Source organism: Ornithinibacillus sp. 4-3 (assembly GCF_040958695.1).
Taxonomy (GTDB): domain Bacteria; phylum Bacillota; class Bacilli; order Bacillales; family Amphibacillaceae; genus CALAMD01.
This window is the reverse complement of sequence record NZ_CP162599.1, coordinates 2,103,264-2,116,084: the sequence shown is the minus strand read 5'-3', so window position 1 is coordinate 2,116,084 and position 12,821 is coordinate 2,103,264. Positions and strand designations below refer to the sequence as shown.

At 34.7% G+C, this 12,821-nt stretch carries 10 protein-coding genes and 1 other annotated feature; of the genes, 7 read left to right on the top strand and 3 right to left on the bottom strand.

Annotation, left to right across the window (positions count from 1 at the left end):
• Positions 1–152: 152 nt before the first annotated feature.
• Positions 153–1,430, bottom strand: coding sequence for a replication-associated recombination protein A (locus AB4Y30_RS10435; RefSeq protein ID WP_368652173.1), 1,278 nt, complete (start codon positions 1,428–1,430; stop codon positions 153–155).
• Positions 1,431–1,684: 254 nt separating this feature from the next.
• Here AB4Y30_RS10435 and AB4Y30_RS10430 point away from each other — a divergent pair, with 254 nt between their 5' ends.
• Genes AB4Y30_RS10430 through AB4Y30_RS10410 form a run of 5 tightly spaced genes read left to right on the top strand, consistent with a single transcriptional unit; the run spans position 1,685 to position 7,419 of the window.
• Positions 1,685–2,104 (top strand): Rrf2 family transcriptional regulator, encoded by a 420-nt coding sequence (locus AB4Y30_RS10430; RefSeq protein ID WP_368652172.1) that lies wholly within the window; start codon positions 1,685–1,687, stop codon positions 2,102–2,104.
• 23 nt (positions 2,105–2,127) lie between these two features.
• On the top strand, positions 2,128–3,270 hold the full coding sequence (locus AB4Y30_RS10425; RefSeq protein ID WP_368652171.1) for a cysteine desulfurase family protein: 1,143 nt from the start codon (positions 2,128–2,130) through the stop codon (positions 3,268–3,270).
• A gap of 12 nt (positions 3,271–3,282) precedes the next feature.
• Complete coding sequence (gene mnmA / locus AB4Y30_RS10420; RefSeq protein ID WP_368652170.1) at positions 3,283–4,395, top strand: tRNA 2-thiouridine(34) synthase MnmA; 1,113 nt, start codon at positions 3,283–3,285, stop codon at positions 4,393–4,395.
• A gap of 15 nt (positions 4,396–4,410) precedes the next feature.
• Positions 4,411–5,076 carry a tetratricopeptide repeat protein gene (locus AB4Y30_RS10415; protein ID WP_368652169.1) on the top strand — a complete coding sequence of 222 codons (666 nt, stop codon included), beginning with the start codon at positions 4,411–4,413 and terminating at the stop codon, positions 5,074–5,076.
• A gap of 24 nt (positions 5,077–5,100) precedes the next feature.
• The gene (locus AB4Y30_RS10410; RefSeq protein ID WP_368652168.1) at positions 5,101–7,419 is read left to right on the top strand and encodes an ATP-dependent RecD-like DNA helicase; all 2,319 of its coding nucleotides are present in this window, start codon (positions 5,101–5,103) and stop codon (positions 7,417–7,419) included.
• Between the two features lie 56 nt (positions 7,420–7,475).
• On the opposite strand, the gene AB4Y30_RS10405 is transcribed toward AB4Y30_RS10410, so the two are convergent.
• Positions 7,476–7,916, bottom strand: a complete 441-nt coding sequence (locus AB4Y30_RS10405) for a hypothetical protein (protein WP_368652167.1) — start codon at positions 7,914–7,916, stop codon at positions 7,476–7,478.
• Complete coding sequence (locus AB4Y30_RS10400; protein WP_368652166.1) at positions 7,917–8,123, bottom strand: helix-turn-helix transcriptional regulator; 207 nt, start codon at positions 8,121–8,123, stop codon at positions 7,917–7,919.
• A 656-nt stretch (positions 8,124–8,779) separates the two neighbouring features.
• On the opposite strand from AB4Y30_RS10400, the gene AB4Y30_RS10395 reads away from it, so the two are divergent.
• The gene (locus AB4Y30_RS10395; protein WP_368655214.1) at positions 8,780–9,817 is read left to right on the top strand and encodes an AI-2E family transporter; all 1,038 of its coding nucleotides are present in this window, start codon (positions 8,780–8,782) and stop codon (positions 9,815–9,817) included.
• A 59-nt stretch (positions 9,818–9,876) separates the two neighbouring features.
• Positions 9,877–10,084 (top strand) — a binding site (T-box leader).
• Positions 10,085–10,147: 63 nt separating this feature from the next.
• Positions 10,148–12,787, top strand: a complete 2,640-nt coding sequence (alaS, locus tag AB4Y30_RS10390) for an alanine--tRNA ligase (RefSeq protein WP_368652165.1) — start codon at positions 10,148–10,150, stop codon at positions 12,785–12,787.
• Positions 12,788–12,821 lie beyond the last annotated feature (34 nt).

The following is a 12,821-nucleotide window of genomic DNA, read 5'->3' as shown; positions in this document are numbered from 1 at the left end:
TCTATTCATAGTGTTTGATATTGCTATATCGTTAGTATGAACGTAAAGAAGCTGTTTTATACCACAGAATAAAGAAACTTTCATATATTTAAGAGTTAATAAAATAATCATTTCATCTAATGGTTTTAGAGGTTGTACTTTTAGAAAAATTTTTAGGATTTAGTATGTTGATTAATTTTTTCATAAACTTGTTTTAAAGCTTGTTCAAATTTACCAGTTTGATTTGGTTGATAATATTTTCTATGCTTCAATGTATCAGGTAAATATTGTTGCTCCACCCATGAGCCTTCATAATTATGAGGATATTTATAGTCAATCCCACGGCCAAGCTTTTTAGCGCCAGAATAATGAGCGTCTTTTAAATGAGCTGGAATATCTCCAGATTTTCCGGAACGAATATCAGCAAGTGCAGCATCAAGAGCCTTATATGCCGAATTTGATTTTGGTGATAAAGCTAATTCCACGACTGCAGCAGCTAAAGGAATACGCGCCTCAGGAAAGCCTATTCTTTCCGCAGCTTGTACTGCAGCTAATGCACGAGGACCTGCTTGAGGATTAGCTAGGCCGATATCTTCATAAGCAATAACCACCATACGTCTGGCAATACTGTCAAGGTCTCCAGCTTCTATCAATCTTCCAAGATAATGTAAGGAGGCATTTACATCACTACCTCGTATTGATTTTTGAAACGCAGACAGTACATCATAATGTGCATCTCCACCTTTGTCATGTGAAAAGCTTTTTTTCTGCATACATTCTTCAGCAATGTCTAAGCTAATGATGATTTCACCTTCTGCATTTGACGGAGTAGATGCGATCGCTAATTCGAGACCGTTTAAAGCAGCTCGTAAATCACCGTTTGCACTATAAGAAAAGTGCTCTAATGCTTCTTTACTTAATGTAATTTTTTCTTTACCGTATCCATGCACTTCATCTTCAATAGCTCGCTTTAATGCTAATTGTACATGTTCAGGTTTTAGTGCATGAAGCTCAAATAAATGACAGCGACTGCGGATCGCTGGATTGATAGAGTGGTACGGATTACTAGTAGTGCAGCCTATCAATGTAATTAAATTACTTTCTAAATGAGGAAGAAGAAAGTCTTGCTTTGCCTTATCAAGTCGATGAACCTCATCTAATATTAAAATCATCTGTCCAGATAATTTTGCTTCTTCTACAACAATTTCCATGTCTTTTTTCTTATCTGATACGGCATTTAATATGCGCATAGACATATTTAAGCTTTTAGCCATCGCAACAGCCATGGAAGTTTTACCTGTACCAGGTGGACCAAATAAAATCATCGAAGCTAGACGTTCTGCTTGAATCATACGATTAATAATTTTTCCTTCGCCAACAAGATGCTCTTGTCCAATAATGTCTTCTATGTGATTTGGTCTCATCCGTGAAGCTAATGGTTCGTGTCTCATATATATCTTCCTTTTTGCAAAAATAAAATAGATACTTTTAACATAGCGTACGTTTGTTATTCAGAAAATGCAAGTGCTGGATTATTCATGTTATAATAAATGTTAACTAGATTGTTGAGTATCTTATTTTTTAATAAATAATGAGATTATGCTACAATCACTATTTGGGTAAAGAAAATTTGAACGCGATTGAAAATCTTAACAAAAATTGCGCTTGGGCGTAATGGATATAATGTATATAAGAGGTGTCAAAATTGAAAATTTCTACAAAAGGGCGCTATGGATTAACTATTATGATTGAATTAGCAAGACATTATGGATCTGGCCCTGTTTCCTTAAAAGTAATTGCAGAACAAAATGATTTATCTGTTCATTATCTGGAGCAGTTAGCAGCACCTCTTCGAAATGCAGGGTTAATTAAAAGCATTAGAGGAGCGTATGGTGGATACGTTTTAGTAGAGGAACCAGCTAAGATTAAAGCAGGGGATATTATTCGTGTACTAGAAGGTCCACTTATTCTTGTAGAAGGAATTGAGAAGGAAGAGCCTGCTAAACAAGCTTTATGGTTAAAGATGACTGAAGCAGTGAAGGAAGTTTTGAATACTACTACATTGGCTGATTTAACAGAGGATCAGAAGAAGGATAATAATGAACAATATATGTTTTATATTTAATCGGAATGAAAGGATACACCATCATGAATGAAATTTATTTAGACCATGCAGCTACAACACCAGTTCATCCTGAGGTGGCTGAAGTCATGTTTAAAGCAATGACAAATGTATATGGTAATCCATCAAGTGTTCATGCTTTTGGTAGGAAAGCTAGACATTTAATAGATGAAGCAAGATCTGCCCTAGCTAACAGTATCCATGCAAAGGAAAAAGAAATTACGTTTACAAGTGGTGGTACAGAGGCAGATAATTTAGCCTTGATTGGAACTGCATTAGCTAACCAGCATAAAGGGAAGCATATCATTACAACAAATCAGGAACATCATGCTGTTCTTCATGCTGCTAATTATTTGGAAACATTAGGTTTTCATATCACATACTTACCAATAAATGAAAGTGGTCAAGTTACTGTAGAAGATGTAAAAAATGCTTTGACAGAAGAAACCATCCTTGTATCTATTATGTTTGTTAATAATGAAACAGGTGTCATTCAACCAATTGAGGAGATTGGGGAAGTGCTTAAAGATCATTATGCATATTTTCATACAGATGCTGTACAAGCATATGGATTACTTGAGATAGATGTAAAAAAGTTAAATGTTGATTTATTAAGTGTATCAGCACATAAAATAAACGGCCCAAAAGGTGTCGGTTTTCTATTTGCTAGGGAACATTTGGTTATCCAGCCACTACAATTTGGTGGAGAACAAGAACGGAAAAGAAGACCAGGTACAGAAAATGTTATTAATATTATTGGTTTTCAAAAAGCAGTGGAAGTTTTACAGAAGGAACAAGAGAATAATCGAAGTAAATATAGGCAGTTGAAAAAAACTTTTGTTTATACTTTAGAGGAGAGTGCGATTGATTTTGAAATAAATGCAGATTCTTCTAATCAAATAGATAGTATTATAAATATTAGTTTTCCAAAGACGAATGTAGAATCGATGTTAACTAATTTAGATTTGGAAGGCATCGCTGCCTCAAGTGGTAGTGCATGTACGGCAGGATCGGTGGAGCCTTCGCATGTTTTAACAGCAATGTTTGGAGCGGAAGATGATAGAACAGTAAATTCCATTCGATTTAGTTTTGGTTTAAATAATACAGAAGAAAATATAGTGCAGGCAGCAAATAAGATAAGTAAGGTTGTCAAACGATTGACTAAATAGAAGGTGGGAAAAATGAAAAATAATAAAGATATTCGTGTTGTCGTTGGAATGAGTGGAGGGGTAGACTCCTCTGTAGCAGCATTATTATTAAAAGAGCAAGGATATGATGTTGTTGGTATTTTTATGAAAAACTGGGATGACACAGATGAAAATGGTGTATGTACAGCAACAGAAGATTTTAATGATGTTGTTCGTGTCTGTAATCAATTGGATATTCCCTATTATGCGGTGAATTTTGAAAAGCAATATTGGGATAAAGTGTTCACTTATTTTCTCGAAGAGTATAAGGCCGGTAGAACACCTAATCCAGATGTAATGTGTAATAAAGAAATTAAATTTAAAGCATTTTTAGATCATGCTCTTTCTCTTGGAGCAGATTATCTTGCAACAGGACATTATGCGCAAGTACGTAGAGTAAATGGAAAAACAGAAATGCTTCGAGGAAAAGATAATAATAAGGATCAGACTTATTTTTTAAATCAACTTTCTGGTGAAACATTAAATCAAGTAATGTTTCCACTTGGACATTTAGATAAAAAAGAAGTTCGCGAAATTGCCAGTAAGCATGGATTAGCAACAGCGAATAAAAAGGACAGTACAGGTATTTGTTTCATTGGCGAACGTAACTTTAAACAATTTTTAAGTGAATATTTACCAGCTCAACCAGGAGAAATGCGCACGATGACGAATAAGAAAATCGGCATGCATGATGGATTAATGTACTATACAATTGGTCAGCGTCAAGGCTTAGGAATTGGCGGTTCTGGTGAACCATGGTTTGTTGTTGGGAAAAATCTTCAAGAAAATATACTTTATGTGGAGCAAGGGTTTGATAATGAATTTCTATATTCAGATGGAATCATTGCAACGAAAATAAATTGGGTAAATCCAGAAGATGTTAAAGCAGAATTTACTTGCACAGCTAAATTCCGCTATCGTCAACAGGATAGTCTTGTCCATGTGAAAATTCTAACAGATGGACGTACAGAAGTGATTTTCGATCAACCTGAAAGAGCGATAACACCTGGACAAGCAGTTGTGTTCTATGATGGGGAAATTTGTCTTGGTGGAGGAACCATTGACCAAATTTTTAAGAATGATGAAGTACTATCGTATGTTGGTTAGTAGGGGGTTACTGGATTGTTGAAAGAGAAGAATAATCAAGCATTATTATATATGAAAGAACAAAAATATGAAGAAGCAGCAAAAATATATAATGAAATTATCGAAACACATCCCGAAGACCCTGTCGGTTACATTAATTTTGGGAATTTATTAATTCAAATGAATGATGCGAGTGCGGAACGTTTTTTGAGGAAAGCGTTAGAACTTGATGAACAAGCTGTAGCTGCAATTTATGGTTTAGGGAATTTTTATTTTAAGCAAGAGGAATTTGCCAAAGCACAGGAATCCTTCCAACAAGCGATTTCGCTAGGTATGGAGGAAAGTGATGTATATTATATGCTTGCATTATCCTTGTTAAATCAAGAGCTTGGTAGACTTGCAATTCCATATTTAATGCGTGCTTCTGAGCTTGCACCAACGGATGAGGATATTTTGTTTCAGTATGGTTTAACGCTAGCTAAATGTAATTTTATTGATGAAAGCCAAAAAGTATTTGATCAGTTATTGCAATTAAATCCTAATCATAGTGATGCGCATTATAATCAAGGAATTATTGCAGCTTATTATGACCAACTTCATCAAGCATTAGAGCATTTTGAAACTGCTGTTCGTATTCAACCAGATCATGTTTTGGCAGCAAATGGTGTAGAGAATATGAAGAAAAAGCTAAATCAATCATAAGTGTAAGATAGAGAGGTTTTTCGCATGATGGAGTCTGAACAATTAGAAGCTCAAATGACTAGCTTCATACGAGGTGAATTACTTCATATCATTTATGAAAATGAAGTGGAGCATTTTCGTATTGCTAAAATTAAAGTGCTTGATTCAAATGAAGAGAAAATAGAGAAAGAAGTTGTGATTAAAGGACACTTTTCTCATTTGCAAAAAGGAGCTGCTTATGTATTTTATGGGCAGCTTGTTCATCATGCAAAATTTGGTCTTCAATATGATGTAGAATCCTTTCAAACGTATATTCCAGAAACTAAGGAAGGATTAATTGCTTATCTATCTAGTGACTTGTTTTATGGTGTAGGTAAACGAATAGCAAAAAAAATTGTTGATCATTTAGGAGAAAATGCTATTTCTAAGATTATGGACGATCCAGATATATTATTGGATGTTCCTGGTCTTCAAAAAACTACAGCAGAATCTTTATATAAAACATTAAAGGAAAATCAGGGCTTTGAACAAGTAGTCGTTGCTTTAGCGAAATATGGAATTGGTTTAAAGATGAGCCAAAAAATCTTCGCAAATTACAAAGAACAATCGATAGAAATTCTAGAAGAGGATCCATACCAATATGTCTTTGATATAGAAGGTTTTGGTTTTCAATCAGCTGATGAAATTGCAAAGCAGCAGGGATTACCGTTAACACATCCAAATCGCGTAGGAGCTGGATGTGTTTATGTATTACAAACATCTATTCAAGAAGGCCATGTTTATTTACCAGTGGATGAATGTATCGCGCAGGCTTTGAAATTATTGGCTACTTCTGAGTTAAGTGTTGATGATATTATGGGAAGATTGATTGGCCTTAATGAAGATCAGGCAATTGTCTTAAATGATAATAAAGTCTATTTACCTCAATTATATTTTGCGGAAGCGGGATTTGCTGGACATTTAAAACGAATTATTGCAGAAGAAGTGACAGAAGAAACAACTTTAGCTGAGTTGATGAAGTATATAGGAGATATTGAAGAAGCAGAAGCGCTCAGTTATGGAGAAGAACAGTTTAATGCAATTCAAATGGCTTTAGAATCTAAAGTTATGATATTAACTGGTGGACCAGGTACTGGGAAAACTACAGTAATTAAAGGTATTATTCAGAGCTATGCTGCAATCCACGATCTTTCTTATCAATGGGATGATTATGAGGAGAAAAGTGAATTCCCATTTATTTTAGCTGCTCCAACGGGAAGAGCTGCAAAGAGACTGCAGGAATCTACAAATATTCCTGCCCGAACTATTCATCGTTTATTAGGCTGGAATGGTAAAGATTCCTTTGATAAAAATGAAGATGAAAGATTGTCCGGGAAAGTATTAATTATCGATGAGTTTTCTATGGTAGATATCTGGCTTGCTAATAGTTTATTTAAAGCAATTCCTTCAGATATGCAAGTACTAATTGTGGGGGATGAAGAGCAGCTCCCATCTGTAGGGCCGGGGCAAGTACTATCAGATTTACTAGCTAGCGGAGTCATTCCCTCTATTACTTTAGAGGAAGTATATCGTCAAAAAGAAGGATCGAAAATTATTCAGCTAGCACATCATATTAAAAATAATACATGTACAGTAGCTGAGTTACAAAATGATCGTGATTTTAGTTTCATCCCTTGTCATGAAAGCCAACTTATTCCAGCAATTACTACGATATTTGAACGTGCACAAGATAAAGGAATTGATGTAAGAGATATTCAAGTATTAGCACCGATTTATCGGTCACGAGTTGGTATTAACGAAATCAACAAACACCTACAAGAAATTGTAAATCCTTATTCGCAAACAAAAAGGCAAAAGAAAGTAAAGGATGTTGTTTTTCGGGTTGGTGATAAAGTGATTCAATTAGTTAACCAACCAGAAGATGGTGTGTCTAACGGGGATATTGGAGAAATTGTAGCTATTTTTGAGGAGAATGAGAACAAGGAGAATGTAGAACAAATTGTAATTGCATTTGATGATCGTGAAGTTGTTTATGAACGAAAAGATTATATTAACTTTATGCATGCATACTGTATCTCCATTCATAAGTCACAGGGTAGTGAATTTCCGATTGTATTAATGCCAGTGTTCTCTGCTTATCATCGGATGTTAAAAAAGAATTTATTATATACGGGAATTACAAGAAGCAAGCAAACCTTAATCCTCTGTGGAGATCCACATGTCTTTATCCGTGGTGTTGAAACATTAGATACAAATCAACGTTATACCTCATTAATTCCTTTATTAAATGGCGAGATAGAGTCTGACCTTGATTTATTAGAAATAGAAGAGGACAACTCACTATCTCCATATGATTTTATGTAAAAGTATATAATAGGGAAAAACCAAGTCAGCTGATTAGCTGACTTGGTTTTTCCCTATTAATGTTTTTTGGCATAATATATCCAGAGAGAATAGAAAACAATTAAAACAAAAAATAATGTTCCCATTAAAGTATAGAAGATTGAAGAACTAAAAAAACCTGCAGTGATTGCGGCAATCAGAATTCCAATCATGATAATAGTTACACTCAGTGTCGCCGTTTTCTGGATGATAAGAGCAGTTCGTTCATCATTCTCCTTCACATAACTTTGTTTTAGAACAGTTTTATTTCGAGTGATTCTCAAACCATTCACGATGGAGATAATTAGAAATAATTCAATTCCTATAAAAGCTCCAAAATGCATTCCTTTAAACATACTAGGTAAGGTTGGTAACTGTCCATGGAAAAATAAGAGACCAAGATAGAGTGCTGCTGTAATAATCGCAATTATAATAAGCATGTTTATGCGAAAGATCATTTTCTTTTTATACGTTTCCATTTAAAATTCCTCCACTTCACTGAAATCAAAAACCTCTTCGATTGTTAATCCAAAGTATTTAGAGATTTTATAAGCTAAAACTAGAGATGCCGTATATTTTCCTACTTCGAGCGAGGTAATGGTTTGACGAGTGACGCCAACTGCCAATCCTAATTCTTCTTGAGATAGTTTGTGCCGCTTACGAAGCTCACGTATTTTATTTTTCAAACAATCCCTCCTTTGCAATGCTTGCTTTGCATTTTTAGTATAGTTTACTTTGCAAATAATGTCAAGTTAGCTTTGCAAAAAAATGTATTCAAAATCATTCATACAAATAATGTTCATAAATGTTTATGTTATGGATTTAGAAAAGGTCTGATTATAAGGAGTTTTTCATGAGATAAGCAAGTATAAAAGTTTTGCACGAATTTATTTTTATTCAGAGATAGGCTTGTCTAGCTCCGAGCTCCAAAAACTAGGAGCTAACGTGAGCCATCCTACAATAAGTCAAGTTTTATAAGGAAGCCCGACTACAACTAGGCTAAAGCCTAACGTCGGATACCCCTAAAGGGGCATGTTCCCTTTATCTCAAGGGTAAAGGAAGTTCGACTAATGTCGAACCACCCCAAACGGGCGCAATCTCTACGTTTTTTGACGTACAGGATGTACTAGTGCGGATGTTGCTCGCGTGTAGTGGCGTACTTAATCCGTATCCTCCACGAGTTGTGCTCGTGACATCACGCTTTTAACCTGTAAGGGCACGACTTTCGCTTTTCGTTCTGCAAGTAGTGTTGGTATAGATTTTCATGAAATTAGGCAAACTAAACTCAACATCATATTAGGGGACATGTCATTTGTTGCATTTAAGAAAATTATTATCCATTATGCTGTTTTTATTTGTGTGTTTATTGGCTTTATTGGTTCTTTTTGTTCTTCAAAAATTATTTCCTGTATACACAACAATTCTTCGTATTATATGGAACATTCTGTTACCTTTTTTGATAGCTGGATTGATTGCTTACATACTTCATCCATTGATAAACAAATTAAATACATGGAAACTTCCAAAAAGCTTTTCAATTTTATTGATATACTTATTATTCTTTGGAGGAGGAGCTTTGGCGATCTATTATTTTTATCCAATATTCTTGGTGGAAATGGAAGAATTAAGTGAGCGTCTCCCCAAATTTATTCAAGAATATGATCATGTTGTTGAAAATATTTATGCATCCGCTTCTTTTTTGCCAGAAGCAATGCAGGAGAGAATAACTCAATTTATTCATGGATTAGAACATACGATAAGTGATAAGCTGACGATGTTTATGGAAAAAACTACAAAGTTATTTGATTGGCTGCTTATTGTTTTAATTGTTCCAGTACTTGTCTTTTATTTATTGAAGGATTTTGAGGACGTAACACGATTTATGAAGAAATTTATTTCATCTAAGTACCATGTGCAAGTGAAAGAAATTTGTCATATTATTGATGTGCATTTTGGCAATTATCTGCGTGGACAGTTATTAGTGAGTGCCTTTATCATCTTTTCTACCTATATTATCTTTGATTTATTTCAATTAAAATATGCTTTATTATTGGCGATTATCTTAGGAGTTACCAATCTTATTCCTTATTTTGGTCCGTTAATTGGTGCTATTCCAGCTATTATTGTGGCGATGACAATGTCAAAAACGATGATTATTGTTGTGATTGTCACTATTTTAGGAACACAATTAATAGAAAATAGCTTTATTTCACCATATGTTATTGGGAAGATGACGAAAATCCATCCCATTACTATTATTTTGGCTTTATTAATTGGAGGACAAATTGGTGGTATTATTGGAATGGTTCTTATCGTACCTATTGTAACTATTGGCTATGCAATTATTAAAAATCTACCCCGACTAAGACAGAGTGTTTGACTTTAGTGGAAGAATTTCTTAAAATCTAAGAAGATACAAATTTTGTAGATATGACTATACAGAAAGCTATGATGGTGAAAAGTACATGTTCCTATTGTTTATAGAGAGGGATTTTCCTAGGCTGAAAAAAATCCTAAATCAAAGTACATGGAAAGCTAAACTGGAGTGCGATTAATACTCGCCGGTTTCAAACCGTTAACATGATGAAGTGATAACTAATGATTAGTTATAATTTAGGGTGGTACCGCGACAAAACTCGTCCCTGCAATATGCAGTGATGGGTTTTCTTTTTTTTGAAAACAATTAATAAGTAGAAAGGTGGATTTTATAATGAAAAAATTAAATTCAGCTGAAGTTCGGCAAATGTTTTTAGATTTTTTTGCGGAGAAGGGACATCGTGTTGAACCAAGTGCATCACTTGTACCGAATGATGATCCAACCCTGCTTTGGATTAATAGTGGAGTAGCAACATTAAAGAAATATTTTGATGGAACAGTAACTCCAGAAAATCCAAGGATTGTTAATGCACAGAAATCAATCCGTACGAATGACATTGAAAATGTTGGCTACACTGCGAGACATCATACTTTCTTTGAAATGCTTGGGAATTTTTCGATTGGGGATTATTTTAAAAAAGAAGCTATTCTTTGGGCTTGGGAATTTTTAACAAGCGAAAAATGGTTAGGTTTTGATGAAAAGTTATTATATGTTACCGTGCATCCAGAGGACGATGAAGCATATGATATTTGGTTAACAGAAATCAAGTTGCCAGTTGAGCATATTATCCGCATTGAAGAGAATTTCTGGGATATTGGTGAAGGACCAAGTGGACCAAATACTGAAATTTTCTATGATCGTGGAGAGAAATATGGAAATGATTCAAATGATCCAGAGCTATATCCTGGTGGAGAAAATGAACGATATTTAGAAGTATGGAATTTAGTATTCTCACAATTTAACCATAATCCAGATGATTCATATACGCCACTCCCAAATAAGAACATTGATACAGGTATGGGGCTTGAACGTATGATGTCCATTATTCAAGACACACCAACAAATTTTGAAACAGATTTATTTCAGCCAATCCTTTCGATGATTGGAAAATTAGCAAATCAGTCTTATGGAACATCAAAGGATATAGATACAGCATATAAAGTAATTGCTGACCATATTCGTACCTTAGCTTTTGCAATTGGTGATGGAGCACTTCCTTCCAACGAAGGACGTGGATATGTATTAAGAAGATTGCTACGTCGAGCAGTTAGATATGCGAAGCAAATTGGTATTGAAAAACCATTTATGTATGAATTGGTACCTACTGTTGGTGGTATTATGAAGGATTACTATCCTGAAGTTGCCAAGCAAGAAGAATATATCGCTAAAATCATTAAAATAGAAGAAGAGCGTTTCTATGAGACATTAAATGATGGTTTAAATATTTTAGCGGATATTATTGATAAAGAGAAGGAAAATAATAGCACAGTATTTCCAGGTGATATTGCGTTTAAGTTATATGATACGTATGGTTTTCCGAAAGAATTAACAGAAGAATATATTGCTGAGCATGGATTTACATTAGATGAAACTGGCTTCCAGGTAGAAATGGATAAGCAACGTGAGCGCGCTCGTAATGCACGTAAGCAAGTAGAATCAATGCAAGTACAGGATGAAGTATTCGGTAAGTTGGATGCTACAAGTGAATTTATTGGTTACGATATATTAGAAAAAGAAACGACTGTTGTTTCCATCTTAAAGGATAAAGCATTTGTCAAAACCGCAAAAGCAGGGGAAAAAGTTTTAGTAGTACTTGCTGAAACACCATTCTATGCTGAGAGCGGGGGACAAATTGCTGATAAAGGGATAATTTCAGCAGATGGACTTAAGGCTGTTGTAGAGGATGTTAAGAAAGCGCCTAAGGGGCAGCACATTCATCATGTGACAATTGAAGCTGGAGAGCTTGTTGTTGGAGAAAAAGTAACAGCATCTATTAAAAAAGATTCTCGTTTAGCAACAGTGAAAAACCATACAGCAACTCATTTATTACACCAAGCATTGAAGGATGTATTAGGGGAACATGTTAATCAGGCAGGTTCATTAGTGACTTCTGAACGACTACGTTTTGACTTCTCGCATTTTAGCCAAGTATCTGAAGAGGAATTAAAGCAAGTAGAGCAAATTGTTAATGAAAAAATTTGGCAGTCGATTCCTCTTGATATTCGCAATATGAAAATTGCAGAGGCAAAAGAAATAGGAGCAATGGCATTATTTGGTGAAAAATATGGAGATATCGTACGTGTAGTTCGTGTAGGAGATTATAGTATTGAATTATGTGGAGGTTGCCATGTAGTCAACACAGCAGAGATTGGTTTATTTAAGATTATTTCTGAAGGCGGAATTGGTGCAGGTACAAGACGTATTGAAGCTGTAACAAGTCAAGGTGCATATGAGTTTATCAATAAACAAGTAGATATTTTAAATCAAGTAAGTCAAAAATTAAAAGTGACAATTGATTATGTGCCAAATCGTATCGAGCAATTAAATGATGAAATGAAAGCTTTATCGAAAACAAATGAATCTTTAAGTGCTAAATTAGCTCATCTAGAGTCAGCATCTGTACTAGATAAGCAGATAGAAGTAGAGGGAGTTAATTTGCTAGCTACAAAAGTAAATGCGAAGGATATGAATCAACTTCGAAACATGTTCGATGATCTGAAAGAAAAGATGGACACATATGTAATTTTACTTGCAGCAGAAAATGACGGTAAGGTTCAATTATTAGCAGGAGTTTCTAAAGATAATATCGAAAAAGGATTGCATGCAGGGAATTTAATCAAAGAAGCTGCAAAACTTTGTGGAGGAGGCGGCGGTGGTCGCCCAGACATGGCTCAAGCAGGAGGGAAAAATCCTAGCGGAATAGAGCAGGCAATCCAATTCGCCGAGCATTATATTAAGGAAAATAAGAAATAATTGTTAGAATAAATGTATATCATATGATTATTTA

What these genes read in the sequence shown, in the direction of transcription:
- AB4Y30_RS10435 (WP_368652173.1), bottom strand. Translation starts at nt 1,430, where the DNA reads ATGAGACACGAACCATTAGCTTCACGGATGAGACCAAATCACATAGAA.
- AB4Y30_RS10425 (WP_368652171.1), top strand. Translation starts at nt 2,128, where the DNA reads ATGAATGAAATTTATTTAGACCATGCAGCTACAACACCAGTTCATCCT.
- mnmA (WP_368652170.1), top strand. Translation starts at nt 3,283, where the DNA reads ATGAAAAATAATAAAGATATTCGTGTTGTCGTTGGAATGAGTGGAGGG.
- AB4Y30_RS10410 (WP_368652168.1), top strand. Translation starts at nt 5,101, where the DNA reads ATGATGGAGTCTGAACAATTAGAAGCTCAAATGACTAGCTTCATACGA.
- AB4Y30_RS10405 (WP_368652167.1), bottom strand. Translation starts at nt 7,916, where the DNA reads ATGGAAACGTATAAAAAGAAAATGATCTTTCGCATAAACATGCTTATT.
- AB4Y30_RS10395 (WP_368655214.1), top strand. Translation starts at nt 8,780, where the DNA reads ATGCTGTTTTTATTTGTGTGTTTATTGGCTTTATTGGTTCTTTTTGTT.
- alaS (WP_368652165.1), top strand. Translation starts at nt 10,148, where the DNA reads ATGAAAAAATTAAATTCAGCTGAAGTTCGGCAAATGTTTTTAGATTTT.